Source organism: Shinella sedimenti (assembly GCF_022601905.1).
Taxonomy (GTDB): Bacteria; Pseudomonadota; Alphaproteobacteria; order Rhizobiales; family Rhizobiaceae; genus Shinella; species Shinella sedimenti.
Genome location: NZ_JAKVIN010000001.1, coordinates 445,400 through 471,773 on the forward strand (window position 1 = coordinate 445,400; position 26,374 = coordinate 471,773).

Genomic DNA, 26,374 nt, shown 5'->3' on the forward strand with positions numbered 1-26,374 from the left:
TCAGGCTACGCGACGGCCCGGATTGTGGGGCGGTTCCCCAGTCTCGCCGGTCATCAGCAGGATGTCGCTGTACCCGGCCTCGTCGAAGGCGCCGATGAGTTTGACGACCTCGTCCTCGTCCGCACCAGGCAGCGAGAGAATGACATCCGTCTCCCGGTCGCGGGTCAGGCGGCGCACGCCCTCCACTTCGGCCGGGCCGCATTCCACGATCACGGTGTCATAGGCGTCCGACAGCGCGTCGATCACCATGGCCAGCCGGTCGATACCGCGCATGGCGCGCCGGATATTGGCATTGCCGCGCGGGATGACATGGGCAGGGGAAAGGCGGTCGCCGTGGATGATGTCACCGAAGGCGGCTTCGCCGACCAGCAGGTCGGTAATCCCCGCAAGATGAACCGACTCCGCCATCAGGCGCGTCGGGCAGGCCGAGCCGGTCAGGTCGATGATGAGCGTGCGGCGGTGCTCCTGCGCGATACGGCGCGCCAGCATGACGGCAGCGGTCGAGCCGCGATCACCCGACGGCGAAACGGAAATGGCCACGGAAATGTTGTTCTCGATCATGTGCCGGGCGACGGCATTGACCGAGAAATCGCCTTCATCCTCTTCACCGGCAGAGGTTTCGGCGGCCGCGGACGCAAGCGTCGGCTCCAGGTCTTCCTCGTCCTCCTCGACGGGACGGATGTCGGCGAGCAGCGACCGGGCGGGCACATTCACGTCCCGCACGGCGGCGTGGTCGACGCGGACGGCCTGTTCCCTGCGGGCGAACGGCGGCCGCTCGAGCATGACAGCGGTCTCGGCGTCGTCGTCCTCCTCCTCTTCGCGGCGGCGTACGGGTGTTGCCACCGTACCGACCACCGGCTTCAGCGCGCGGCCGCTGAAGAGTTCGGCGAGCAGGATGGCGATCGCGCTGAGTGCGAAGCCGGCAACGCCGCCGACAATGGTGATCGGAACGACCTTGGGGAAGGCAACTTCCGTCGGCTCGACGGCAGCGGAGATCACACGGGCATCGGCAGGTGTGGCGCCATCGCCTGTGCGCGAGGTCGCCTCGCGATATCGCGCAAGATAGGTTTCGAGCAGTTCACGCTGGGCTGCTGCCTCGCGCTCCAGCGCCTTGAGGCCGACTTCGTCCTCGCCGGCGCGCGCCGTATCCGCCTTCACCGTATTGAGTTGCTGGACGAGCTGCGTCTCGCGCAGACGCGCCGTCTTCGCCTCGTTTTCGAGGCTCGACAGGATCTTCTGGGTTTCCGATTTGATCTGCGCGCGAATACCGACGAGCTGCGAGCGCAGGCCCTTCAGCCTTGGATGCCCTTCCAGCAACGACGTCGACAGATCGGAAATCTGCCCCTGGATCTGCGCCTCGCTCTCCTTGAGACGCTGGATCATCTGAGAGCCGACGACTTCGGTCAACGTATCCGGCGCTCCGCCATTCTGCAGCACCGAGCGCACGCTTTCGGACCGCGCCTCGGCGGTCGCACGTTCGCCGCGCACGCGGGCAAGCTCGGTCGAGATGTCGTTGAGTTGGCGCACTGCAAAGGTCGAATTCTCGCCGGTCGGCAGCAGATCGGATTGCGAGCGATACTCGGCGACCTTCTGCTCGGCCTCGCGCACCTTTTCACGCAGGTTGACGATTTCGGGCTCCAGCCAGCGTGAGGCCTCGGAATTCGTATCGAGCTTGGCGCCGCTTTGCAGCGACAGGTAAACCTTCGCCATCTCGTTGGGAATGGCAGCCGCAAGACGCGGATCGCGCGATGAGAACTCGATGCCGATGACGCGCGACTTCTCCACCTGATAGACGACGAGCTTTTCGTTGAATTCCTTCAGCACACGCTCTTCCGGCGGCATATCGAGCGGGTTCTTTTTCAGGCCGAGCAACACGAGCAGATCGGAAACGGCCGAGGGCTTGGAGGTCGGATCGAATTCCTCCAGTTCGTAGAGCTTCATGTTGCGCGCGACCTGCTTGATGAGGTCGGCGGATTTGAGCATCTGCACCTGGCTGGCGATGCCGAGTTCATCGAAGGCCGGTTGCTCCCTGCCCTGCGAACGGTCCTGGCCCGTCGTGAAGGCCGGCTCGCGAGTCTCGATGAGAAGGCGCGATTCACTCTTATAGGTCGGTGTGATGAGGTTTGCGGCGGCGAAGGCCACGCCGGCGCAAGCAACCGTCGCCAGCAGCACGCGCATGCGGTGCCGCCAGATCGCGCCGAAAAGGCCGCCAAGGTCGATATCGACATCCTGCTGGCTTCCGTGAACGCCCGACATATCCCTACTCCAAACCGACGATTTCCGCGCACGGTAAACAAATATGGTAACCCAAGCGTTAACCATCCTGAGTTGCACAAACGACAACATATACTTTTGCGCGATTTAGTGCACGATATCGCCCGCATATTTACCGGCCGTTAACCCTAACGGATGGATAACGGAGGCCACACTCTGATTTGCGGGACTGAGCGAATGACGTTCGCAACGATCAACAAGGGCTTGCTGCTTGCGCTGGCGCTTATCGTGCCGGCCGTTGCCGGTTGCAGCGGATATCGCCCTGCCCCGAAGGCCTTCCACGAGGCAACGATCCAGCCCTACCGCCTCGACAGCGGTGATCGCCTGCGCGTGACCGTCTTCGAACAGGCGGGCCTGTCCAACACCTATACGATCGACCAGGCCGGCTATCTCGCCTTCCCGCTCATCGGCGCGGTGCCGGCACGCGGCCAGACCATCCAGGAACTGGAAAGCATTATCGCCGCGAAGCTGCGCCAAGGCTACCTGCGCGATCCTGATGTCTCCATCGAGGTCGATCGCTACCGGTCGATCTATATCATGGGCGAAGTCGGTCAGGCAGGGCAGTACAGCTATGTCGCAGGCATGACCATTCAGAACGCCATCGCGGTCGCCGGCGGGTTTTCGCCGCGCGCCAACCAGCGCGACGTGGACGTAACGCGCAAGATCAACGGCAAGATCGTCACGGGCCGTGTCTCCATCTCCGATCCTATCCTGGCCGGCGACACGATCTATGTTCGTGAACGGCTGTTCTGAGCATCATGGCGGACGATGGGCCTCTGCGCATCATTCACTGCTTCCGTTCCCCCATCGGTGGAATCTTCCGTCATGTGCGTGACCTTGCCGAATTTCACACGAAGGCCGGGCATGACGTCGGCATTATCTGCGACAGCCTCACGGGTGGTTCGTTCGAGGATGCGCTTTTCGACGAAATCCGCCCCTATCTTTCGCTCGGCCTCGTGCGCATGCCCATCAGCCGGTCCGTCGACCTTCGCGACATCGGCGCATTTCGGAAAAGCTATCATGAAATAAAAGGTTTGCAGCCGGATGTCCTGCACGGGCACGGCGCCAAGGGTGGCGCCATTGCCCGGCTCATCGGCTCAGCCCTGCGGGTCAACAGGTATCGCGTAGCCCGCCTCTATTCGCCGCATGGCGGCAGCCTGCACTATACCAGCCGCACGGTGGCGGGACTGGCAATCCTCACAGCCGAACGGCTACTGGAGCGGCGCGGTGATGCTCTCACCTTCGTCTGCGACTACGAGCGCGACGCCTATATCGCCCGTGTCGGCAAGCCGCGCGTGCGCGCCGAACGCATCTACAATGGTATTCACGACCGGGACTTCGACATCGTCTATCCCCGCGAGGATGCCGTCGATTTCCTCTATATCGGCATGTTGCGCGATCTTAAGGGGCCGGATGTTTTCATCGACGCCTTCGCCCAGACCGAGCGATGGGTCGGTCGGCCGCTTTCTGCTCTGATCATCGGCGACGGGCCGGACAGGGCGAAATACGAGCGGCGCATCGTGGAGAGCGGGCTGGGGCGCCGCATCGGTCTGCTACCGGCCATGAAGGCGCAGGAGGCCTTCGCGCTCGCCCGCACCGTGGTCGTACCCTCCCGTGCCGAAGCGCTCCCCTATATCGTCCTGGAAGCGATCGCTGCCGGGCGGCCCGTCATCGCCAGCCGCGTCGGCGGCATTCCAGAAGTGCTGGGCCGCGACAGCCCCGTGCTGGCGGAACCGGGCGATGCGGCCTCGCTCGCCACGGTGATGACCAAGGCGATGAACGATCCACTCTGGCTCCGCAAGGCGATGCCGGAGCCCGTCGCGTTCAGGAGGACCTTTTCCGCCAGAACCATGTCGGATGCCCTGCTTGCGCTTTACCGGGACATTCTCCGCACTCAGAGTGCCAGAATGCGTCCGATCGGCGAGCCCCGCGCCGGTCAACCGTAAACGTTTCTTAGGGGCTTCATGCTATCTGAGGCTGAAAGCCTGCTGAGGTACAGCCATGAACCAGATCCAGCCGCCCGACTCCTTCGATCCGGATGCCCTGCGCCGCAAGGTGTCGGAAATCCGCACCCTTTCGCAGGAGCCGCAGTCGGGCGACGAGGAAACGGTCGAGCTCAATCCGCTCGCGCGCAAGATCGCCCAGCAGTTCCGTGTCGATACCTTCTCCCCCTCCATGATCACGGGCCTGCTCCGGCTTTGCGAATTCGTCATGCTGCTGGTCATCGGCTACGCCATCCACGCCTTCTATGTCGGCATCGGACTGACGGGATTCTACGCGCTGGTGCTGTTCGGCGGCGCGGCCGTTGGCGTGCTTACGCTTCAGCTGGCCGATACGTATCAGGTTCCGTCGCTCAGATCGCCGCTGCGCATGATTCCGCGCATCCTGGCCGCATGGGCCGCCGCCTTCGCCATCATGGCGCTGATGGTGTTCTTCTTCAAATCCGGGCAGCATTACTCGCGAATCTGGTTCGTGTCCTGGTTCGCCGTGGGCGCCGTCTATCTCATCGTCGAGCGTCACATCATCGCCTATGCGATCCGCCGCTGGGCGCGCAACGGCACCATGGAGCGGCGCGCCGTCATCGTCGGCGGCGGTGAACCCGCAAAGGAGCTGATCCGCACGCTGGAACTGCAGCCGGAAAACGACATCCGTATCTGTGGCATCTTCGACGACCGAGACGAGCGCCGTTCGCCTTCGGTCATCGCCGGCTATCCCAAGCTCGGAAATGTCGCGGAACTCGTGGAATTCGCCCGTCTCGCGCGCATCGACATGCTGATCATCTCGCTGCCGCTTTCGGCGGAAGCGCGCATCCTGACGCTGCTCAAGAAGCTCTGGGTGCTGCCGGTCGACATTCGCCTTGCCGCGCATGCCAAGGGCCTGCGCTTCCGCCCGCGCAGCTACTCGCAGGTCGGCAGCATGCCGATGCTCGACATCTTCGACAAGCCCATCGCCGATTGGGACAACGTCGCCAAGCGCATCTTCGACCTGTTCTTCAGCGTCCTAGCGCTCGTCCTGCTCTGGCCGGTCATGCTGGGCGCGGCCATTGCCGTGAAGCTCTCCTCACCGGGGCCGATCATCTTCAAGCAGAAGCGCCACGGCTTCAACAACGAGATCATCGACGTCTACAAGTTCCGCTCGATGTACACGCATCTCTCCGATCCCTCGGCCCGCGCCGCCGTCACGAAAGGCGATCCGCGCGTCACCCCGATCGGCCGTTTTCTGCGCAAGTCCTCGATCGACGAACTGCCGCAGCTGTTCAACGTGCTGAAGGGCGAGCTTTCGCTGGTCGGCCCGCGCCCGCACGCCGTGCAGGCGCAGTCCCACGACCGCAAATATGTCGACGTGGTCGACGGCTACTTCGCCCGCCACCGCGTCAAGCCCGGCGTCACCGGCTGGGCGCAGATCAACGGCTGGCGCGGCGAGATCGACCATGACGACAAGATCCGCTTCCGCACGGAATTCGATCTCCACTACATCGAGAACTGGTCGCTGTGGCTGGATCTCAAGATCCTGTTCCTAACGCCCTTCCGGCTGCTCAACACGGAAAACGCCTATTGAGCGACGCGGCCCTCCCCTATGCCCCGCCCTTCCGGCCGCAGCTTGCGGCCATCGGCGTGTTCGGCTCGATGCTGGTCGCGGTCGGTGTCTTCCTGTCCGGCTTCGTCATGAGCGAGCCGGCCCCCTATGAGCTGTTCATGGCGGGGCTCATCGGCCTCTGGGCCATCGTCGGACTGCGCATCTCGCGCGGCGTGGCGCCCCTGCTCGTTCTGCTCGTGACCTTCAATGTCGGCGGCATGCTTTCGCTGACCGTGATGGACGATCTGGCCGGCGGGCCGATGTATGTCGCCGTCTCGCTGTTTCTCGCGCTTTCCAGCGTCTTCTTCGCGGCCATCGTCGAGGCCCGCCATTCGCGGCTCGAGCTCATCTTCCGTGCCTGGGTTGCCGGCGCGCTCATCACGTCCATCCTCGGCATTCTTGGCTATTTCCACGCCTTTCCCGGCGCGGAAGCCTTCACGCTCTACGACCGCGCCAAGGGTGCCTTCCAGGACCCGAACGTCTTCGGACCCTATCTCGTTGCGCCATCGCTCTATCTCATGCACGGCTTGCTCTCCGGCCGCATTCTCGGTGCACCGCTGAAGATCGTTGGCGTGCTGATTCTGGCGCTCGGCGTCTTCCTGTCGTTCTCGCGCGCGGCCTGGGCGCTCTACCTGTTCTCGGTGGTGGCGCTGGTCTTCATCATGCTGCTGAAGGAGCGAACCGGCGCCTTCCGGCTGAAGATTCTCATCCTCAGCATCTCGGCGGCCGGCCTCATGGTGGTCGCGCTGCTCGTCGCGCTGCAGTTCGACAAGGTCGCGGACCTCTTCTCCAACCGCACCCAGCTCGTGCAGGATTATGACGGCGGGCATCTCGGCCGCTTCGACCGCCACCGCATCGGCTTCCTCATGTCCATGGAAAATCCGCTCGGCATCGGCCCCATGGTGTTCAGCAAGATCTTTCCGGAAGATGAGCACAATATCTGGCTGAAATCGCTGACCAGCTACGGCTGGCTCGGCTTCCTCTGCTACGTCTCCCTCATCGCCTGGACACTCAGCGCCGGTTTCAAATATCTGCTGCGCAACCGGCCGTGGCAGCCCTATCTGATGATCGCCCTCATCACCATCGTCGGCCATAGCGTGATCGGATTCGTCATCGATACCGATCATTGGAGACACTTCTACCTGCTGCTCGGCATCCTCTGGGGCTGCTTCGCGCTCGAGCGGCGCCACAACCTGCGCACCGTCAGAGGCGCCGTCGCCTGATGAACGCCACCGCGGCCCGCAGCCAACGATCCCTGCGCCTCCTGCAGGTGCTTGAACCGAGCGGTGGCGGCTCCGGCCGGCATTTCATCGACCTGTGCCGGGGCATGCAGGCGCGCGGTCACAGCGTGCATGCCATCTACTCCCCGGTCAGGGCGGAGGAACGGTTCGTCGCCGAACTCATCGCACTCGATCTCGCCGGCACCCATGTCGTGCCGATGAACCGGTCGCCGGGTCCGGCCGATTTCGGCGCCTGGCGTCAGCTGAATGGCGTCATGCGCCATGCTGGCCCCTTCGACATCATCCACGGCCACAGCTCCAAGGCGGGCGCGCTCGCACGCCTGCGCCTGCCGGGACCCCATGTGCCGCGGGTCTACACGCCGCACGCGTTCCGCACGATGGATCCGGGGCTGGGCAAGTCCGGCCGGCGGATCTACGGCGTGATCGAAACGATGCTCGCACACATGCTGACAGATAGGTTGATATGCGTGTCCAAGGACGAATATGCGCATGCGCGCAGCCTTGGCATGCCGCGTGAAAAGCTGACCATCGTCGTCAACGGCGTCGAAACGCCGCCGGACGATACCCGTGCGAGGGTTCGCAAAGAACTCGGCATACCCGCGGATGCGCTGCTCTACGGCTTCGTCGGTCGGCTCTGCCATCAGAAGGCGCCCGAACGGCTTGTCGCGGCCTTCGATCTGCTCGCCGGGCACCTGTCGCGCGCCCATCTCCTGATGATCGGCACCGGCGAGGCGCAGGAGGCGACGCGCAGCCGGATCCAGGCCAGCAGCCACGCCGGGCGCATGCATCTCACGACGCGCTTTGCCGGAGCCGAGGCGATGGCGGCGATCGACGTTCTCGTCATGCCGAGCCGCTACGAGGCCATGTCCTATGTGATGCTGGAGGCCGCCGCCGCCGGCAAGCCGCTTGTCCTCACCGATGTCGGCGGCGCCTCTATGGTCTTGAAAGACAAACACAACGGCCTGCTGATCGAGAACACCGACAACCCGGAACGGCTGGCCGGTGCAATGCTGCATCTTGGCAGCCCCGACCGCCTTGCGCGCTACACCGCCGCCGCCGTGGCCCGCAGCGGCGACTACGCATTGGAACGCATGATCGACGAAACCGAGGCGATCTATCGCAGCCTCGTCGCATGAGAAGTGTGGTGCACGGCGCATATCATGCCGATAAGAGCGCGGCGGCCGCATCGTTTTCCGACAACTCACCACTTTTGTTTGCAACGCCGATTTTTGGGCTTGCATCCAAAAGATCGAGACTATAGGGGTTTGCTCGGTCCGGAATGTAGCGCAGCCCGGTAGCGCACTTGACTGGGGGTCAAGGGGTCGTGGGTTCGAATCCCGCCATTCCGACCAATTTCCTTTCTCCCTCCTCGCTTTCCTGCGGAACTTTCGTTGTTCACGCGCGTTCTCATGCCGCCGGCTCTTTTTGCCGGTTTCATCGGCAGCGAGAGGGTAGCGGAATGGAAGAAGCAGGTATCGGTTGGATTGCGGCCATCATCATCGGCGGTATTGCGGGCTGGCTCGCGGAGCGTTTCATGAAGAGCGACATGGGCGTTCTGATGAACGTTCTCCTCGGCATCGTCGGCGCGGCCGTGGCAAACCTTCTGCTCGGGCTGATCGGTGTGTCGCTCGGCGGCTGGATCGGTTATCTTATCGCAGGTTTCATCGGCGCCTGCATTCTCATCGCATTGGCGAGAGCCATCCGGCGATAAAGCGGAAACAGGATATTTTCAAAGCCGTCTCTCCTCGGGAGAGGCGGCTTTTTCGTGCGAGAAAGGCCAGATGGAAGGCGTTAAGAGTCTTTTCGTGACGCCTGCGCGGCTTTTCTTTGGCCAGGCGTACCGGATTCGGCTCTTTCGACCTTTCGCGACATAAGACGAAAGTCGTAGAAGCGTTCTGCCCGCTCCGATCTTTGCGGGCACTCCCCGCGTCACTGCGAGCCAAGCGTGACGCCTGCTTGCCCCGCCTTCGTGCGGGGCTTTTTCCCCAATATGCATTCATCCTCCGCCCTGCCCTTGACTCACAGAGCGTCAGGAACATAATAGGAACATCTCTCGCTAAGGCGTTCTTTCAAACCCCTGGGCGCTCTAATTCATTGTCAGGAGAATCAAATGCAGCCGCTTTACGAGCCTGTAACCGACGCGGCGACTCTTGATGCGGCAGATGACGACCCCGTGGATGCCGCCCTCGCCTGGCATGGCGGTGATGTGCGTGCGACCATAGAGACCCTGCTTGCCGACTGCGCCCATCTGCAACGCCAGTTCGACCTGATGCGTGCCGCAATGGGGCGCGGCTTCACGCGCGGCTGGGAGCCGTCGGTTCGACGGGACCAGACGTAGGAAAACGCGGCTTGCGGGCCGCGTAACCGGAAAGATCAGCGGCCGCGATGACGGGCCGCCTGCGGGTGCCCTATCGCACCTGATCCAGCAGGCGCTTGCATTCCAGGAGATCGTAGAGCGCCTCCTGCAACAAGGCGCGATCTTCCTTGCCGACGCTGGTCTTGCCGAGCGAGATTTCCGGCGTTTCGTCCCCGCCGCCGACAAAGGAGAAAAACCGGCGGCTGGACGGCGCCTTGGCGCGGCCGACGATCTGATCCTCGTCGCTCCCGGCCTTTGGTGGCGACGGCTCCTCGTGGCTGGCCGCAGCCAGCGCCTCCACGGTCGCGAGGTCCCCGCTGGCAATGGCCGCGACGAACTTGTTGCCGTTGAGCTTCAGAAGCTTTTGCACGCCCTTGATCGTATAGCCGTGATCGTAGAGCAGGTGGCGGATGCCCTTGAGCAGGTCGACATCCTCGGGGCGGTAATAACGTCGCCCGCCGCCGCGCTTCATCGGCTTGATCTGCGTGAACCGCGTCTCCCAGAAGCGCAGGACATGCTGCGGCAGATCGAGATCGTCGGCGACCTCGCTGATGGTGCGGAAAGCGTCCGGACTCTTGTCCATACTAGCCTCGATGAAAGGTTACGGCGGCAGCATACACGATATGCAGCCGAATCGTATTCATTTCAGCGAGTTGCCCGGAGATATTCAAGTTTCAAATTGCCGGCGGCGGGTCTATCACCCCGAAAAGCGTTCAGGACGCGGGCGAAGCCGGCTTCTGTTTCGCCTTGCGCGCGAGATGGGCTTTCAGGACACGCTGCTTGAGCACGTTGGAGGCCTTGAAGGTCATGACGCGGCGCGGCGAGATCGGCACTTCCTCGCCGGTCTTGGGATTGCGGCCAATGCGCTCGTTCTTGTCGCGCACCTGAAAGGTGGCAAAGGAGGAAAGCTTGACGCTTTCGCCCCGCACGATTGCGTTGCAGATCTCATCGATCACGGTTTCGACGAGCTCTGCGGATTCAGTCCTCGAAAGGCCGACTTTCCGGAAAACCGATTCGGCCAAATCTGCGCGTGTCACCGTCTTGCCGCTCATCGTTCCTCACCGATTTCCTATTGAAAGCGTATGGTTAGTCGCGGAAGACTATTGTCCTTGCACGCCCGGGTCAAGCCGCACCTGCGGCGGGGGCCATCCTACCAACGTAGCAGCACCGCTCCCCAGGTGAAACCGCCGCCCATCGCTTCCAGGAGAACCAGGTCGCCCTGCTTGATGCGTCCGTCCTCCGCGGCAGCGGCCAGCGCCAGCGGGATGGACGCCGCCGACGTATTGCCGTGCAGATCGACGGTGATCACGACCTTTTCCTCGGGAATGCCGAGTTTCCTGGCCGAACCGTCGATGATGCGCTTGTTGGCCTGATGCGGAACCAGCCAGTCGACGTCATCGGCCGTGAAGCCGGTTGCGTCGAAGGCCGAGACGATCACGTCGGTAATCATGCCTACGGCATGCTTGAAGACCTCGCGGCCTTCCATGCGCAGGTGGCCTACCGTGCCCGTCGTGGAGGGACCGCCGTCGACATAGAGCTTTTCGCGATGCGCGCCGTCGGAGCGCAACTGCGCGGTCAGCACGCCGCGGTCTGAGGTGTTGCCCGCACCTTCCTGCGCTTCGAGCACGATGGCGCCTGCGCCATCGCCGAACAGCACGCAGGTCGTGCGATCGGTCCAGTCGAGGATGCGCGAGAAGGTCTCTGCACCGATGACGAGAACACGCTTGGCGAGGCCGCCGCGGATATAGGCATCGGCCGTGGTCACGGCATAGACGAAGCCGGAACAGACTGCCTGCACGTCGAAGGCGAAGCCGTGGTGCATGCCGAGGCGGTTCTGAATGTTGACCGCCGTCGCCGGAAAGGTGTTGTCGGGCGTGGAGGTCGCCACGATGATCACGTCGATATCGGCGGCGGTGAGGCCGGCCTTTTCGAGCGCTGCGCGCCCCGCCGCTTCGCCGAGCGAGGCGGTCGTTTCGCCCTCACCCGCAATGTAGCGCTGGCGGATGCCCGTGCGCTGCACGATCCACTCGTCGGACGTGTCGACCGTCTTTTCCAGCTCGGCATTGGTGACAACCCGTTTGGGAAGCGCCGTTCCGAGACCACGGACAACTGAACGGATCATTTCGATACCTCATCGCTCACGCTCTGAGCGCCCTCGACGGGGCGGCCGGCATGATATTTCTGCAAATCTTTTTCGATCTTGTCTTTCAGGCCGTTGCGGACCATGTCGTATCCGACATCCACCGCGGCCGCGAAACCCTCGGCATCCGTGCCGCCATGGCTCTTGATGACGATGCCGTTCAGGCCGAGGAACACGCCGCCATTGACCTTGCGGGGGTCCATCTTCTCGCGCACGCTGTCAAACGCGCTCTTGGCGAGAATGTAGCCGAGCTTGGCGAGCCAGGTGCGCGACATGGCCGCGCGCAGATATTCCGCGATCTGGCGTGCGGTACCTTCCGCCGCCTTCAGCGCAATATTGCCGGCAAAACCTTCCGTCACCACCACATCCACCGTGCCGCGACCGATATCGTCGCCTTCCACGAAGCCATAATAGTCGATCGTGTCGAAATTGGCCTCGCGGATGAGCTGGCCGGCGGCCTTCACCTCCTCCTGGCCCTTGATTTCCTCGACACCGACATTGAGCAGCCCCAGCGACGGCTTGTCGATCTCGAAGAGCGCACGCGCCATGGCACCGCCCATCAGCGCAAAGTCGAAGAGCTGGTTGGCGTCCGCGCCGATCGTGGCGCCGATGTCAAGCACGATGCTCTCGCCCTTGAGCGTCGGCCAGATGCCGGCGATGGCGGGGCGCTCGATATTGGCCATCATGCGCAGGCAGAACTTCGACATCGCCATCAGCGCGCCGGTGTTGCCGGCGGAAACGGCAACGTCGGCCTCGCCTTTGGCCACAGCATCGATCGCCTGCCACATGGAAGCCTTGCCTCGCCCGCGGCGCAGCGCCTGGCTCGGCTTCTCATCCATCGCAACCGCAACCTCGCAGTGATGGAACGTGCTCGCCGCCTTCAGCTTCGGGTGTTGCGCCAGAAGAGGCTCGCATTCAGCAGCGTTGCCAAAAAGCACGAAGCGGGTTTCGGGATGGCGCTCGAGAGCCTTGGCTGCACCAGGGATGGCCACGGACGGGCCGAAATCGCCACCCATGACATCGACGGAAATTCTGACCACGCGTGTATTGCCTTAGTTTTGTTTCCAACGGCAGAAGAGCCGCCCCAGCGGAATTCGGCCAAAATACCGCTTTTCGCCGGGGGCACAACTGAATTATCGGACGCCCCTGGGGCGTTCAGTCTTTTTTCCAGTCCTTGAGAACAGCAAAAGGCGACGGTTTCCGGTCGTCCTTGTCGGTGCTCTCGATATGGCCTGCAAAGGCGATATCGGGCTTGCGCGGATAGGGATCGATGGCAAGCGCGACGTGCTCGGCGGCAACCATGCCGGCATCGATCGTGTCGCCGGTGAAGATTTCCGGCGCGTCCGGCCCTTCGGGATCAAGCACCATTTCGCCACCCTCGACGGCGACCGGCATACGCGCGAGCTTGGAGCCCTCGGGCACGAAGACCACTTCGACGGGCTCGTCGATATGGGCTTCGACCGGATCGAGCGACACCACGCAGGCCTGCACGATATCGGCCGTTACGCGGCCCTTGACGCGAATGCCGTCGCGTTTCCAGCGCTTGACCTCGAAGGCCGCCGTCAGCGTCTTCACCTCCAGCACGGACCAGAGCCGTGCAAGGCCCGCCAGTTCCTCCGCATCGGCCGAAATCGTCACCGCGACCGGGTTGGCAGAAATGTTTCCCACCTTGACCGGGTAGGAAAACGGCGTTTCGTCACTGTGTTTCATCGTCCTGCCTTTCGCCTCAGCCGGCCTGTGCGGGCGCGCGCGGTTCCAGAACCGTGAGCGCGCCGACCGCAATCGCATCCTCGCCGACGGCGGCCATGGCCGTTTCTGCGTCGAAGAGATAAGCGGCAAGGCCGTTCATGGAAGGGGCGCCCTCGCCGCCTTCCGGATAGATATTACGTCGCAGCGCCGCTGCCAGCGCGTCACGGTCGGCGGCATCGAACGCCGCCGCATAGGATTCCAGCCGGCCATAGAACATGCCGGCGAATTTCTTCATGCGCTTCGGCACGCCCGCATCGCCCACACCGAGCTCGCGAATCGAATGATCGACGTCCTCGAAGAAGGCATCGACGATCTCCTGGGCGATTTCCTGACCCGATGTAGCGCTTGCGCGGGTGCGGCGGAAGTACAGGATCAATATCGCCGAGAGCATCTCGAAGCGGCCCATCACGGTGTCGGGAACATCAAGCGCTTCATAGAGATAGGGATGGCGCGCGGCCGTTGTAAGCGTCGCATATTGCTTCTCGACAATGCGCCGGTTGCCGTTTTTTTTGCCGAACAGGCCAAAAATCATCATAAAGCCTAGTTTTGCCTGATTCAAACCATGGTGCCGTCGCAAGTCATGTTGCATGACGGTCGAAGCTGGTTTACCGAAGCATGCATGAATTGCAATGGCTGCGCGGCCATCATCGTCCCGGGGATAGTGTTAAGAGAGATGCTGTGAATATGAAGCTGTTGCGTAGTGCCGCCATTGCCGCCACCCTCTCCGCATCTGTTCTGGCAGGCTGCCAGGGCATGGGCATGGGCGAGGTAATGCACCAGGGCTACGTCGTGGACCAGGAAACGCTTGCACTTGCTCCGGTCGGCTCCTCGCGCGAACAGGTCCTGCTTTCGCTCGGCTCGCCCTCCTCGACGGCAACCTTCGACAATGAAGTCTTCTACTACATTTCGCAGAAGCGCACGCGCCCGATGGCTTTCATGAAGCCGAAGATCGTGGAGCAGAGCGTTCTGGCCGTCTATTTCAACAAGGACGGCAATGTCGAGCGTCTCGCCCACTACACGCTGCAGGACGGCAAGGTCTTCGACATGATCGCGCGCGTCACGCCGACGGGCGGCGCCGAGACGACGTTCCTCGGCCAGCTGCTGCGCGGCGGTGCAAACCCCGGTGCGATGATGAAGAACATGCTGGGCGGCAACAACTAAGCCCACACGGCAAGGACAAAAGGAAACCGCGGGGATCGCTCCCCGCGGTTTTTGTTTGTGCGCGTCTTTGGCTCAGGCCAGCACGGCCAGCAGCAGCAGGGCCACGATATTGGTAATCTTGATGGCCGGGTTGACCGCCGGGCCCGCCGTGTCCTTGTAGGGATCGCCCACGGTATCGCCGGTGACGGAGGCCTTGTGCGCTTCTGAGCCCTTCATATGCCGGTTGCCGTCCTTGTCGACGAAACCGTCCTCGAAGCTCTTCTTCGCATTGTCCCAGGCACCGCCGCCCGACGTCATGGAGATGGCGACGAACAGGCCGTTGACGATCACGCCGAGCAGCGAGGCACCGAGGGCGGCGAAGGCGGATGCCTTGGAGCCCGAGATCAGCAGCACGCCGAAATAGACGACGAGCGGTGCCAGCACCGGCAGCAGCGACGGCACGATCATCTCGCGGATCGCCGCCTTGGTCAGCAAGTCGACGGCACGGCCATAGTCGGGCCGTTCCGTTCCCGCCATGATGCCGGGCTTTTCGCGGAACTGCCGGCGCACTTCCTCGACGATGGAGCCCGCCGCCCGTCCCACGGCCGTCATCGCGATGCCGCCGAAGAGATAGGGGATGAGACCGCCGAAGATGAGGCCTGCGACGACATAGGGGTTGGAGAGGTCGAAGGAGATCGTGCCGATATCCGCGAAATACGGATATTTGTCGCCATTGGCGGCGAAGTAGGCAAGGTCGTTCGAATAGGCCGCAAACAGCACCAGCGCACCGAGACCGGCCGAGCCGATCGCATAGCCCTTGGTCACGGCCTTCGTCGTGTTGCCGACGGCGTCCAGCGCGTCGGTGGACTTGCGCACTTCCGGGTCGAGGCCCGCCATTTCGGCGATGCCGCCGGCATTGTCGGTCACCGGGCCGAAGGCATCGAGCGCCACGATCATGCCGGCAATGCCGAGCATGCCGGTAACAGCGATGCCCGTGCCGAAGAGGCCGCCCAGCTGGTAGGTGGCGATGATGCCGCCGACGATGACGATGGCCGGCAGCGCCGTCGATTCCAGCGAGACCGCCAGGCCCTGGATGACGTTGGTGCCGTGACCGGTCACGGATGCCTGGGCAATCGAGTTGACCGGGCGCTTGTTGGTGCCGGTATAGTACTCGGTGATCACGACGATCAGCGCGGTCACGACGAGGCCGAGAAGACCGCAGATGAACAGGTTCGCGCCCGTGATCTCCTTGCCGGCCACCGTGCCGATCACGCCCCAGCCGACGGTCAGCGAGGTTGCGGCGGCTAGGCCGAGGATGGACAGCAGGCCGGTCACGATGAGGCCCTTGTAGAGGGCGCCCATGATCGACCCATTCGTGCCGAGCTTGACGAAGAACGAGCCGACGATCGACGTGATGATGCACGCACCGCAGATGGCGAGCGGATAGATCATCGCCGACGCCAGAACGGGTGTCCCGGCAAAGAAGATCGCTGCAAGCACCATGGTGGCGACGACCGTCACCGCGTAGGTCTCGAAGAGGTCGGCCGCCATGCCGGCGCAATCGCCGACATTGTCGCCCACATTGTCGGCGATGGTGGCAGGGTTGCGCGGATCGTCTTCGGGAATGCCGGCTTCCACCTTGCCCACGAGGTCACCGCCCACGTCGGCGCCCTTGGTGAAGATGCCGCCGCCGAGACGGGCGAAGATGGAGATCAGCGATGCGCCGAAGCCGAGCGCCACGAGCGAATCGATGACCTCGCGCGAGGCGGGCTCCTGCCCGAGGACGCCGGTGAGGACCCAGTAGTAGATCGACACACCGAGAAGAGCGAGGCCCGCCACCAGCATGCCGGTGATCGCGCCGGACTTGAAGGCGATGTCGAGGCCGGAGGAAAGGCTGACGGACGCGGCCTGTGCCGTGCGCACATTGGCGCGGACGGACACATGCATGCCGATGAAGCCGGCAACGCCCGACAGCACGGCACCGATCAGGAACCCGATGGCAGCCGTTGCGGAAAGAAGCAGCCAGGTGCCGACGAAGACGACAACACCGACCAGGGCAATGGTCTTGTACTGCCGGGTGAGATAGGCCTGCGCCCCTTCCCGGATATAACCTGCAATTTCCTGCATGCGGGCATTCCCCTGGTCGGCGGCCAGCACCGACCGTGTCGCCCAGATGGCATAGACCACCGAAAGCAACCCGCATGCGATAACGCCAAGCAATATGGTCATTTCGCTCTTTCCTCCTTGGATGCCGCGGGTCCTCTCCCGCAGCGCTATGCGCCCGCGCCCGGTTTGCCTCCTCACAAGCCGGGTGCCGGCGCGAGGCCAGAGTGCGTTTGCGAATCGGCCGCGTCAAGCCGCCGCATCTAGCCACAAGCCTAGAGCGAGCGGATTTTCCCGCCGGGCGGATGCGAAACGATCAGGCCGCCTTGTGGCGGTTGCGCAGCATGAGGAACAGGACGAGGAAGAGGCTGACACCGGTGACCGGCCAGAACATCATGTTGATGGCCTGCCAGCCATAGGCGGTGAACACCTTGCCGGAGGAGAAGGAGGCAAGCGCCACCGTGCCGAAGAGCATGATGTCGTGGAAGCCCTGCACCTTGTCGGCCTCGTGCGGACGGTAACTCGAGGCGACGATGGCGGTCGAGCCGATGAAGCCGAAGTTCCAGCCGACGCCGAGCAGGATGAGGGCGCCCCAGAAGTTCCACAACTCGATGCCCATATGGGCGATGCCAGCACACGCCATGAGGATGACGAGGCCGGCGGCCACGACAACCTCGCTGCCGAAGCGCTGGATCAGCATGCCTGTCACGAAGCTCGGCGCGAACATGGCCAGCACATGCCACTGGATGCCAAGCGTCGCGAGGTCCGGCGAGAAGCCGCAGCCGATGACCATGGCAAGCGGTGCGCCGGTCATCATGAAGGTCATCAGCGCATAGGTGGAGATGCCGCAGATCATGCCGGTCAGGAAGCGCTGCGTCAGCACGATCTCGCCGAGCGGCCGTGCCGGTTCGCCGCTTGCCGCGCCCGCCGCCTTGTGATCAGGAAGGCGCAGGAAGAAGAACAGCAGGATGGCCGCGCCGCACAGCGGCACCAGCGCCACGAAGGCGCCGGCGAACATTACCGGCGCGAACAGGTCCCTGGTGAGGATCACCACCTGCGGACCGAGCATCGCCGACAACACACCACCCGCGAGGATCCAGGAGATGGCGCGTGGCTTGTAGAAGGACGGCGAGGCATCGGCGGCGGCAAAGCGGATCTTCTGGGCGAAACCGCTGGAAATGCCGACCAGCAGGAAGCCCAGGGCGAACAGCCAGAAATCGCTGCGGAACAGCGCGATGGCCGCCACGAGCCCTCCCCCGGCGCCGACAAGCGAACCGACCATGAAGCCATGCGCGCGTCCCAGAAGGCGCGCGGCGATGGCGACCAGCACGGCGCCGAGCGCCACGCCGATATTGAAGCCGGTGAGCGGCGCTGTCGCGAGCGACTTGTCCTGTCCGAGAAGGTTGTAGCCGGCAAGGCCGCCGACCGAAAAGACGATCGGCCCGGCGGACGCGAGCAGCGCCTGCGCCAGCGTCAGCAGGAACACGTTGCGGCGCGCGGCCGAAAGCTCCCGTTCAAGACCTTCGACCGTATTCGCGCTCATGCCTGCCTACCGCTTTACTTGCGTTGATCGACCCGGACCTGCTTGGCGATGCGGTCGAGGACGGCATTCACCAGCTTGGGTTCGTCTTCCTCGAAGAACGCCTTTGCGATCTCGACATATTCGGTGACGATGACCGCGACCGGCACGTCCTTGCGCTCCTTGAGCTCGAACGTCCCGGCACGCAGGATGGCGCGCACGGTCGAATCGAGACGGGACAGCGCCCAGTCGTCCTGAAGGGCCGCACCGATCATCGGATCGAGCTGGCGCTGGTCGCGCACGACACCCGACACGATGGAGCGGAACCATCCGGCATCGGCCTTGAGATAGGTGTCGCCGTCGATTTCCTGTCCGAGCCTGTGCGTCTCGTATTCGGCGACGATCTCGAGAACGCCGGTACCGCCGACATCCATCTGGTAGAGCGCCTGCACGGCGGCAAGACGCGCGGCACCGCGCTGGTTGGCTGGCTTGACCGGGTGGGAATTGTTTTCGCTGGTCACTGTTCGCCGCCCAGTTTCTTTTTCAGCTCGATCATGGTGAGCGCGGCGCGGGCAGCAAAGCCACCCTTGTCGCCTTCCGAACGACGGGCGCGTGCCCAAGCCTGCTCGTCGTTCTCGACGGTCAGGATGCCGTTGCCGATCGGCAGGCTCTCACTGACGGCGATATCCATCAGCGCGCGGCAGGACTCGTTGGCGACGATATCAAAATGATAGGTCTCGCCACGGATGACCATGCCGAGCGCGACGAAACCGTCATACCAGGTGCCGCCATTGTCCATACCGTCAAGCGCCATGGCGACGGCGGCGGGAATTTCCAGCGCGCCCATGACGGTCACGACATCGAAGGTGGCGCCGGCGGCCTCGAGCGCATGTTTCGCGCCGTCGAGCATCGCATCGGCCATGTCGTCGTAGAAGCGGGCTTCGACGATCAGAAGATGAGGATTATCGGTGTTGGCCATGAATCACCTGAAAATGGAGCAGGCCCGGCATGGCGGGCAGAGGCGGCGGTCAAACCATGCCAAACGAGGCTTGGCAAGCGATTTCCGCCTGCTGCGGCGTTTTCGGCGCCCGGACTGGCAGTGCAGCGCTCCCGAAGCACCGCTCAGGGGGATATCAGGCAGCAAGCGATACGCGGTTGCGACCGTTATGCTTGGACATGTAAAGGGCCCGGTCGGCATTGCTCAGCAGAGCGTCGAAAGTCAGCCCGGCCTCGCTGCCGAAGGCGATCCCGGCGCTGACGGTGCAGTTGATCGATCCACGGCCGGTCGGGATCAGCCGCGCGGCGAAATCCGCCCGGATGCGTTCGGCCACACGCGCCACTCGATCCGGCACCGCTCTATCCATCACCACGACGAACTCCTCGCCGCCGAGGCGCGCGATGCAGGCGGCGTTTTCGCAGGCCTCTACAAGCACTTCGGCAAAGCACTTTAACACCGCATCCCCGGCAGCATGGCCATACTGGTCGTTCACGGCCTTGAAACTGTCGAGGTCGAAGGCGATGGCCGCACGATGGGCGGAGACGGTCTCGTCGCCGTAGCGGTCGAAAAGCGCACGGCGGTTGAGAAGACCGGTCAGGGCGTCGGTCATCGCCGTACGCTGGTGTGCGCCAGCGATGCGCCACTGGTTGAGCGCGAGCGACATGGCGCCGATGCCGGTAATGCCGAGGATCGCCGCGATCAGATTGAGATTTTCGGCCCAGTTGTCGGGCGCATGACCGATCGACCACTGGCGCTGCTCCAGAAGTACGCCGGCACAGAGCAGGAAGGACATCGCCACCAGCACGTAAAGCGCCACGATACCGGTCAGCGGCAAGGGCGCCTCCGCGCGGCCAAGCCAGTATTCCCGCGCCGTCGCGACAAGCGTTGCGGCGATCACGAGGTTCAGCGCGATGAGCGCGACGCCGTCAAGTCCGAACAGAATCCAGGGAATGCTCACAGCCGACGATATCGAGAACACCGCGGCAATGCGCCAGCGCCCGCGCCGGCTGGTGCGGAAGCGGTAGGCAGCGCCGTAAATAAAGGCGAAACCGCCGAACTGGAGCACGAAGGCGAGGCAGGTGATGCCGATGCTCGCATTCTCGACATAGAAAGTGTAGACGCCCACCGCCATCACGATGATGCCGATGCCGACGGCCCAGGACAAAAGGAAACGCTCGAGGCGGGCCGACATCCACGATGCGAACAGCGTGGCGGAAAGACAAAAGCCGGACAGCCCGATCGCAAGGAGCAGGGTGTTGTAGTCTGGCGTCATGCGGGGGCGTTCTCCAGCGGTCCAATGCGCCACCCTAAAGACGCAGAAGTATCCAGAGTCTTACCCGGTTTGTTAAATTTCTGCGGTGTCCCGCATCAATCCACACCGCTCGCGCCAGGTGTCACGCGCGAGTCACGGCTTTGCCGGAAACTCGGCGAGGCGCGCGGCATAGCGGGCCATGGTATCGACTTCGAAATTGACGAAATCGCCCACCTTGCGTTCGCCCCAGGTCGTGACCTCAAGCGTGTGCCGTATGAGAAGCACGTCGAAGACCGCACCGTCCACGGCGTTGACGGTCAGCGATGTGCCGTCGAGCGCAACGGACCCTTTTGGCGCGACGAAACGCTCGAGCCCCTTGGGCGCACGGATACGGAAGCGGGTGGCATCACCCTCGGCCTCGACGGACAGGATCTCCGCCTTGCCATCGACGTGTCCGGAAACGATATGGCCGCCCAGTTCGTCACCGATCTTCAGTGAGCGCTCAAGATTGATGCGCGTGCCGGCGCTCCAGCTGCCGATCGTGGTGAGGCGGAGCGCCTCTTCCCAGGCCTCCACCTCGAACCAGCGGGCATTCGAGCCTTCTTCCGGCAAAGCAGTGACGGTCAGGCAGGTGCCGGAATGGGCAATTGATGCGCCCATGTCGATGGTCGCCGGGTCGTAGGTCGTGCGCACGCGCAGGCGAACCCCCTCGTTCATCGGCTCGACCTTCTCCACCGTTCCAATATCCGTGACAATGCCGGTAAACATCAATCGTCTCTTTCGTAATCTTGCAGACTATCGGCGCCGTAGCGGGCCGTGTGGCGAAGCGAAAAGCCCGCGGGCACGCGCCCCGGCACACATGGGGATGCAACCCCATCGCTGCCAAGGGGTGTCGCACCACCAAACAGCAGGATGCGGTCGACAAGGCCTGCATCGAGGAAGGATTGGGCCGTCCGCGCGCCACCCTCAACGAGCAGCGAGGATATGCCACGCGTTGCGAGCGCGACGAGCAGGGTGTCGAGCCGGCGTGGGTCACACTGCACGACCTCGACGCCGAAGGCCTCAAGTGCCTTCCGCCGGGCGGAGAACGCCGGATCGGGCTCACCGTCATCGCCGGTAACCAGTAGCACCGGCACGTCGCGTGCCGTGCGCGCGAGCTTCGACGTCACCGGCAATTCCAGCCGTGGGTCGAGCACGACGCGGACGGGCGAGCGAACTTCGAGACCCTGCAGCCGGCAGGTCAGCTCGGGATCGTCGGCAAGGGCGGTTCCGATACCGATAAGAATCGCGTCCGTCTCGGCGCGCAGCACATGAACCTGCCCGCGCGACACCGGGCCCGTGATAGCCACCTGCCCTGCCCCGAGACGGCCGAGCATGCCGTCGCTGGAAACCGCAAGTTTCAGAGTCACATAGGGCCGCTTCTTCGTCTGCCGAGTCAGGTAGGCAGCGAGCGCGGCGCGGCCTTTGGATTCCAGCACGCCCGTCTCGACAGCAATGCCGGCCGCCTGCAACATCGACAGTCCCCTGCCCGCCACGCGGATATCGGGGTCGGTGACGGATACCACGACGCGGGCGACACCGGCCGCGATGAGCGCATCGGCGCAGGGCGGCGTCTTGCCGTGATGGGAGCAGGGTTCGAGCGTGACATAGGCGGTTGCGCCGCGCGCCGCCGCGCCGGCTTCGGCCAGCGCCTGGGTCTCGGCATGCGGCCGTCCGCCGGGCGCGGTCACGGCCGAGCCGAGAACCACGCCGTCCTTGACGATCAGGCAGGCAACGGAGGGATTGGTGGCCGTCAGGCCGAGATTGCGGCGGCTGAGGCGAAGCGCCGCCGCCATGAACCTGATATCGTCGCGCGCGCCGCCGGACATCTAGCCATCGACGCCCGGATCACGGGCGATCTTGGCGGCAACCTCGGCGAGGATCTTCTCGAAGTCATCGACATGGGAGAAGTCGCGATAGACCGATGCGTAACGCACGAAGCCCACGTCATCGAGCGCCTTCAGCGCCTCCAGCACCTGGAGGCCGATTTCCTCAGACGCGATTTCCGTCTCGCCGGAGCTTTCCAGCCGGCGGACGATGCCCGAGACCGCGCGCTCGATACGGTCCCGGTCGACGGGCCGCTTGCGAAGTGCGATCTCGAAGGATTTCAGAAGCTTGTCCCGGTCGAAGGGGGCCTTGCGGCCCGTCTTCTTGACCACCATGAGGTCACGCAGCTGCACCCTTTCGAAGGTGGTGAACCGACCGCCGCAATCCGGGCAGATGCGCCGGCGGCGAATGGCAGCCCCGTCCTCTGCGGGACGGGAATCCTTCACCTGCGTATCTTCCGAACCGCAATAGGGGCAGCGCATGAGGTCTCCTTGCTTTGCGCGGTTCCCGACGGAAACCGCGCAACACCTTGTCCTGAAATGGCCAGCTTACATGTACGAATACATGGGGAAGCGCTCGGTCAGCTTGACGACCTTCTCCCGCACCGCGCCCTCGACAGCTGCATTGCCCTCGTCCGAATTGGCGACCTTCAGGCCATCGAGAACCTCGACGATCAGGTTGCCGATTTCCTTGAACTCGGCTTCCTTGAAGCCACGGGTCGTGCCGGCCGGCGTGCCGAGACGGACACCCGAGGTGACGAACGGCTTTTCGGGGTCGAACGGAATGCCGTTCTTGTTGCAGGTGATGTAGGCGCGGCCGAGTGCGGCTTCCGCGCGCTTGCCGGTCGCGTTCTTCTTGCGCAGGTCGACGAGCATCAGGTGGTTGTCGGTGCCACCGGATACGATGTCGAGGCCGCCGGCCTTCAGCGTGTCGGCAAGCGTCTTGGCGTTCTTGACGATCTGCGCCGCGTATTCCTGGAATTCCGGCTGCAGCGCCTCGCCGAAGGCAACGGCCTTGGCGGCGATGATGTGCATCAGCGGGCCGCCCTGGAGACCCGGGAAGACGGCCGAATTGATCTTCTTGGCGATGTCCTCGTCGTTCGTCAGCACGACGCCACCGCGCGGACCGCGCAGCGACTTGTGCGTGGTGGTCGTGGCAACGTGGCAATGCGGGAACGGCGACGGATGCTGGCCACCGGCCACGAGGCCGGCAATGTGGGCCATGTCGACCATGAGGTAGGCGCCGACTTCATCGGCGATCTCGCGGAAGCGCTTCCAGTCCCAGATGCGGGAATACGCGGTGCCGCCGGCGATGATGAGCTTCGGCTTGTTCTTGCGCGCCTTCTCGGCAACGTCGTCCATGTCGAGCAGGTTGTCGCCTTCGCGCACGCCGTAGGAAACGACGTTGAACCACTTGCCGGACATGTTGACCGGCGAACCGTGCGTCAGGTGCCCCCCCGAGTTCAGGTCGAGACCCATGAAGGTGTCGCCCGGCTGGAGCAGCGCGAGGAAGACGGCCTGGTTCATCTGCGAACCGGAATTCGGCTGGACGTTGGCGAAGTTGACGCCAAACAGCTTCTTGGCGCGATCGATGGCGAGCTCTTCCGCGATATCGACGAACTGGCAGCCGCCGTAATAGCGCTTGCCCGGATAGCCTTCGGCATACTTGTTCGTCATGATCGAGCCCTGGGCTTCGAGCACGGCGCGCGACACGATGTTCTCGGAGGCGATCAGCTCGATCTCATGACGCTGGCGACCGAGTTCCTTCTGGATCGCGCCGAAAATATCCGGATCCGTATCGGCAAGGTTACGCGTGAAGAAAACGTCGGTGGCAGAAGTCTGGCTCATCCTCGAGGCTCCTTAAGGGTGGTGGCACGGTGTTTATCGTCCTCGCATGGCAAGGGCAATATCCGCTCCACGGTTTGCGCCATTTCAACGCATCTTCTGCAATAAAAACGACAGCGCGCGAACACTTCGAACGCAAAAGCCCCGCGATCCCTTGGGATGCGGGGCTTTTGGCGGTTTTGGGCCGATTGCCTTATTGCGGCAGGAGATTACTCTCGACGGACTCGCCGCCTTCCTGGTTGTAGCCGGTCTGGAGTGCCAGTTCGGTGGCGCCGTCCATCTGGTAGATGTCGTCGCGGAACTGCACGACGCGGTCGCGGGCCGACCACGCCGAGATGTAGACGAAGTAGACCGGAACCTCGGTCGCCAGCCGGATCGGCGAGCTGACGCGGGAATTGATGACCTGCTCGATCTTCTCGCGCGACCAGCCGGGCGTGTCGCGCAGCAGCCAGGTCGTCAGGTCGCGCACGTTCTGCACGCGCACGCAACCGGAGGATTCGAAGCGCATCAGCTTGTTGAACAGGCCCTGCTGGGGGGTGTCGTGCATGTATTCATTGTTCGGATTGTGGAAGTTGATCTTCGTCGAGGACATGGCGTTGATCTTGCCCGGGTCCTGACGGAACATCAGGTTCGGCGCCTTCGCGGCATTCCAGTCCACGGTTTCCGGCGCCACTTCCTGGCCCTTGCCGTCGATGAGGCGGATGTTGTTGCGCGCCAGATAGGTCGGGTCCTGACGCATCAGCGGCACGATGTCCTTCTCGATGATCGAGCGGGGCGCCGTCCAGTACGGGTTGAGGATGACCTCGTAGATCTTGGAATTGATGATGTGAGTCGGACGGCTCATGCGGCCGACGACGGCGACGTGGCGCGACGCCACGCGACCGGATTCCACCGCTTCGATATAGGCGGCCGGGATGTTCACCATCACGTAACGCTGGCCGAGATCGCCGGACATCGTCTGGAGGCGAACGAGGTTGGTGTTCAGCTGGCTGAGGCGCGTCGTGGCAGGCACGTTCATGGCCTTCAGCGTGTACTCGCCGAGCACGCCGTCCTGCGGCAGGCCGTGACGGGCCTGGAAACGCTTGACGGCACCGTCGACGTAGGAATCGAAGGAATCCGAAATACCGGCTGCACGCGGCAGGTCGCCCGAGATGATCAGGCGCTGGCGAAGCGACTGCACGCCGGAATCGACGACGCCGATCTGCAGCTTCTGGGACGAATTGACCTGCGGCCAGCCGCCGTTCGACACGATCTGCTGGTAATCGGAAATCGCCTGCTGGATGTTGGGAACCGAACCGGAGCCCAGGATAGGATTGTTGGACTGGACGGCTGCGGATGCACGCGAGGCCTGCGCATCGAACTGGTCGTCCCAGTTGCCACGGCGGGGTGCGTTCAGGACGTCGTCAAGTGCCGTCTGTGCCAGAGCCGGGCCGGCAACGGCGGCGGCGCCGAAGGTTGCGGCGGAGCGCAGAAATGCGCGGCGCGAGAACACATCAGTTTCGGTTTTGCGAGACATCTATCCTACCATCTCCTGAGACGCCGTTCAAAGCGGCGGGCGCGCCGGGGCACGTGAACCGCGGTTCATACCCGATGCAGCTATCACGAACAGGGTTAACAAACGCAAACCGGCCGTGCCGCCCGCGCATACCTTAAGCCCAGCGTCCGGGTGTCATAGCAATATGGCCAATTCGTGTCTGGGAGGGTCGCGCGGAGCCTTGCACGAAAACGTGAAAAGCCGGACGCGCAGGGAACGCGGCCGGCTTTTGAGGAGGAGGTCGAAACGCTGGAGCTCTTACAGGCGGTACAGGATCGAGTCGTTCCAGAAGCGGTCGAGACGCTGGAGCAGCTTGTTCATCTGGTTGAACTCGCCTTCGCCGATGCCGCCGACCTTCTGGATCGAGCCGATATGGCGCTCGTAGAGCTTGGCGACGGTTTCAGCGATTTCCTGGCCGCTTTCCGTCAGGCTGATGCGGACCGAGCGACGGTCGATGCGCGAGCGCTGGTGGTTGATGAAGCCGAGATCGACCAGCTTCTTGACGTTGTAGGAAACGTTCGAGCCGAGATAGTAACCGCGCGAGCGCAGCTCGCCGGCGGTCAGTTCCGAATTGCCGATGTTGAAGAGGAGCAGCGCCTGGATGGCGTTGACATCCGAACGACCGGCACGGTCGAACTCGTCCTTGATCACATCGAGCAGGCGGCGGTGCAGACGCTCGACGAGGTGGAGGGATTCCAGATAGAGGTTGCGGATCGCATCTTCCTGCTGATCGACGACCGGGGCCTGCTGCGGCTTCATCTTGGTGTTCATTGTTACTGCCTC

The 26,374-nt window shown here is 63.4% G+C and carries 26 protein-coding genes and 1 tRNA gene; 9 read left to right on the forward strand and 18 right to left on the reverse strand.

Annotated elements, in window-relative coordinates; translation table 11 throughout:
* Positions 1 to 2,256 carry a GumC family protein gene (locus tag MKI86_RS02280; protein ID WP_241596561.1) on the reverse strand — a complete coding sequence of 752 codons (2,256 nt, stop codon included), beginning with the start codon at positions 2,254 to 2,256 and terminating at the stop codon, positions 1 to 3.
* A 195-nt stretch (positions 2,257 to 2,451) separates the two neighbouring features.
* Between MKI86_RS02280 and MKI86_RS02285 the strand changes: the two genes are divergently transcribed.
* The 8 genes from MKI86_RS02285 to MKI86_RS02320 all read left to right on the forward strand — a co-directional run bounded on the left by MKI86_RS02285 (position 2,452) and on the right by MKI86_RS02320 (position 9,429).
* Complete coding sequence (locus MKI86_RS02285) at positions 2,452 to 3,027, forward strand: polysaccharide biosynthesis/export family protein (protein ID WP_134650928.1); 576 nt, start codon at positions 2,452 to 2,454, stop codon at positions 3,025 to 3,027.
* Positions 3,028 to 3,032: 5 nt separating this feature from the next.
* A complete protein-coding gene (locus tag MKI86_RS02290) occupies positions 3,033 to 4,220 on the forward strand; it encodes a glycosyltransferase family 4 protein (protein ID WP_241596564.1) in 1,188 nt (395 codons plus the stop codon).
* Between the two features lie 55 nt (positions 4,221 to 4,275).
* Positions 4,276 to 5,832, forward strand: coding sequence for an undecaprenyl-phosphate glucose phosphotransferase (locus tag MKI86_RS02295; RefSeq protein WP_241596567.1), 1,557 nt, complete (start codon positions 4,276 to 4,278; stop codon positions 5,830 to 5,832).
* On the forward strand, positions 5,829 to 7,073 hold the full coding sequence (locus tag MKI86_RS02300; RefSeq protein WP_241596570.1) for an O-antigen ligase family protein: 1,245 nt from the start codon (positions 5,829 to 5,831) through the stop codon (positions 7,071 to 7,073). Before MKI86_RS02295 ends, MKI86_RS02300 begins: the two co-directional genes overlap by 4 nt.
* The gene (locus MKI86_RS02305) at positions 7,073 to 8,227 is read left to right on the forward strand and encodes a glycosyltransferase family 4 protein (protein WP_241596572.1); all 1,155 of its coding nucleotides are present in this window, start codon (positions 7,073 to 7,075) and stop codon (positions 8,225 to 8,227) included. Before MKI86_RS02300 ends, MKI86_RS02305 begins: the two co-directional genes overlap by 1 nt.
* A gap of 139 nt (positions 8,228 to 8,366) precedes the next feature.
* Positions 8,367 to 8,443: transfer RNA gene (locus tag MKI86_RS02310), tRNA-Pro, on the forward strand.
* A 107-nt stretch (positions 8,444 to 8,550) separates the two neighbouring features.
* Positions 8,551 to 8,802 carry a GlsB/YeaQ/YmgE family stress response membrane protein gene (locus MKI86_RS02315; protein ID WP_241596575.1) on the forward strand — a complete coding sequence of 84 codons (252 nt, stop codon included), beginning with the start codon at positions 8,551 to 8,553 and terminating at the stop codon, positions 8,800 to 8,802.
* Between the two features lie 399 nt (positions 8,803 to 9,201).
* Positions 9,202 to 9,429, forward strand: coding sequence for a dehydrogenase (locus MKI86_RS02320; protein ID WP_241596577.1), 228 nt, complete (start codon positions 9,202 to 9,204; stop codon positions 9,427 to 9,429).
* Between the two features lie 70 nt (positions 9,430 to 9,499).
* Here the strand turns inward: MKI86_RS02320 and MKI86_RS02325 are convergent, their stop codons facing one another.
* The 6 genes from MKI86_RS02325 to MKI86_RS02350 all read right to left on the reverse strand — a co-directional run bounded on the left by MKI86_RS02325 (position 9,500) and on the right by MKI86_RS02350 (position 13,868).
* Entirely contained in the window at positions 9,500 to 10,030 is a 531-nt protein-coding gene (locus MKI86_RS02325) for a MerR family transcriptional regulator (protein ID WP_134649898.1), read from the reverse strand.
* Between the two features lie 130 nt (positions 10,031 to 10,160).
* Positions 10,161 to 10,499: an integration host factor subunit alpha gene (locus MKI86_RS02330; RefSeq protein ID WP_064329714.1), complete on the reverse strand. Its 339-nt coding sequence runs from the start codon at positions 10,497 to 10,499 to the stop codon at positions 10,161 to 10,163.
* Positions 10,500 to 10,597: 98 nt separating this feature from the next.
* On the reverse strand, positions 10,598 to 11,569 hold the full coding sequence (locus MKI86_RS02335; protein ID WP_241596579.1) for a beta-ketoacyl-ACP synthase III: 972 nt from the start codon (positions 11,567 to 11,569) through the stop codon (positions 10,598 to 10,600).
* The gene (plsX, locus tag MKI86_RS02340) at positions 11,566 to 12,627 is read right to left on the reverse strand and encodes a phosphate acyltransferase PlsX (RefSeq protein WP_241596581.1); all 1,062 of its coding nucleotides are present in this window, start codon (positions 12,625 to 12,627) and stop codon (positions 11,566 to 11,568) included. Before plsX ends, MKI86_RS02335 begins: the two co-directional genes overlap by 4 nt.
* A 115-nt stretch (positions 12,628 to 12,742) precedes the next feature.
* Positions 12,743 to 13,297, reverse strand: a complete 555-nt coding sequence (locus MKI86_RS02345) for a YceD family protein (protein ID WP_241596583.1) — start codon at positions 13,295 to 13,297, stop codon at positions 12,743 to 12,745.
* Positions 13,298 to 13,313: 16 nt separating this feature from the next.
* On the reverse strand, positions 13,314 to 13,868 hold the full coding sequence (locus MKI86_RS02350; RefSeq protein WP_241597802.1) for a ubiquinol-cytochrome C chaperone family protein: 555 nt from the start codon (positions 13,866 to 13,868) through the stop codon (positions 13,314 to 13,316).
* Between the two features lie 152 nt (positions 13,869 to 14,020).
* On the opposite strand from MKI86_RS02350, the gene MKI86_RS02355 reads away from it, so the two are divergent.
* Positions 14,021 to 14,497 carry an outer membrane protein assembly factor BamE gene (locus tag MKI86_RS02355; RefSeq protein WP_241597806.1) on the forward strand — a complete coding sequence of 159 codons (477 nt, stop codon included), beginning with the start codon at positions 14,021 to 14,023 and terminating at the stop codon, positions 14,495 to 14,497.
* Positions 14,498 to 14,569: 72 nt separating this feature from the next.
* On the opposite strand, the gene MKI86_RS02360 is transcribed toward MKI86_RS02355, so the two are convergent.
* The 11 genes from MKI86_RS02360 to ldtR all read right to left on the reverse strand — a co-directional run bounded on the left by MKI86_RS02360 (position 14,570) and on the right by ldtR (position 26,362).
* Positions 14,570 to 16,705 (reverse strand): sodium-translocating pyrophosphatase, encoded by a 2,136-nt coding sequence (locus MKI86_RS02360; RefSeq protein ID WP_241596585.1) that lies wholly within the window; start codon positions 16,703 to 16,705, stop codon positions 14,570 to 14,572.
* Positions 16,706 to 16,895: 190 nt separating this feature from the next.
* Complete coding sequence (locus MKI86_RS02365; protein WP_241596588.1) at positions 16,896 to 18,122, reverse strand: MFS transporter; 1,227 nt, start codon at positions 18,120 to 18,122, stop codon at positions 16,896 to 16,898.
* Between the two features lie 14 nt (positions 18,123 to 18,136).
* Positions 18,137 to 18,619: a transcription antitermination factor NusB gene (nusB, locus tag MKI86_RS02370; protein WP_241596590.1), complete on the reverse strand. Its 483-nt coding sequence runs from the start codon at positions 18,617 to 18,619 to the stop codon at positions 18,137 to 18,139.
* The gene (ribH, locus tag MKI86_RS02375) at positions 18,616 to 19,077 is read right to left on the reverse strand and encodes a 6,7-dimethyl-8-ribityllumazine synthase (RefSeq protein WP_134649890.1); all 462 of its coding nucleotides are present in this window, start codon (positions 19,075 to 19,077) and stop codon (positions 18,616 to 18,618) included. The genes nusB and ribH overlap by 4 nt, the downstream gene beginning before the upstream one ends.
* Before the next feature lie 154 nt (positions 19,078 to 19,231).
* Positions 19,232 to 20,368 (reverse strand): GGDEF domain-containing protein, encoded by a 1,137-nt coding sequence (locus MKI86_RS02380; RefSeq protein ID WP_241596595.1) that lies wholly within the window; start codon positions 20,366 to 20,368, stop codon positions 19,232 to 19,234.
* A gap of 132 nt (positions 20,369 to 20,500) precedes the next feature.
* Positions 20,501 to 21,115 (reverse strand): riboflavin synthase, encoded by a 615-nt coding sequence (locus tag MKI86_RS02385; protein WP_241596598.1) that lies wholly within the window; start codon positions 21,113 to 21,115, stop codon positions 20,501 to 20,503.
* Positions 21,115 to 22,215 (reverse strand): bifunctional diaminohydroxyphosphoribosylaminopyrimidine deaminase/5-amino-6-(5-phosphoribosylamino)uracil reductase RibD, encoded by a 1,101-nt coding sequence (ribD, locus tag MKI86_RS02390; protein ID WP_241596601.1) that lies wholly within the window; start codon positions 22,213 to 22,215, stop codon positions 21,115 to 21,117. Before ribD ends, MKI86_RS02385 begins: the two co-directional genes overlap by 1 nt.
* Positions 22,216 to 22,695, reverse strand: coding sequence for a transcriptional regulator NrdR (gene nrdR, locus MKI86_RS02395; protein ID WP_134649886.1), 480 nt, complete (start codon positions 22,693 to 22,695; stop codon positions 22,216 to 22,218).
* Between the two features lie 66 nt (positions 22,696 to 22,761).
* Positions 22,762 to 24,060, reverse strand: coding sequence for a serine hydroxymethyltransferase (glyA, locus tag MKI86_RS02400; protein WP_241596604.1), 1,299 nt, complete (start codon positions 24,058 to 24,060; stop codon positions 22,762 to 22,764).
* Positions 24,061 to 24,250: 190 nt separating this feature from the next.
* On the reverse strand, positions 24,251 to 25,573 hold the full coding sequence (locus MKI86_RS02405) for a L,D-transpeptidase family protein (RefSeq protein ID WP_241596606.1): 1,323 nt from the start codon (positions 25,571 to 25,573) through the stop codon (positions 24,251 to 24,253).
* A 276-nt stretch (positions 25,574 to 25,849) separates the two neighbouring features.
* Positions 25,850 to 26,362 carry a transcriptional regulator LdtR gene (ldtR, locus tag MKI86_RS02410; RefSeq protein ID WP_241596608.1) on the reverse strand — a complete coding sequence of 171 codons (513 nt, stop codon included), beginning with the start codon at positions 26,360 to 26,362 and terminating at the stop codon, positions 25,850 to 25,852.
* Between the last annotated feature and the right edge of the window lie 12 nt (positions 26,363 to 26,374).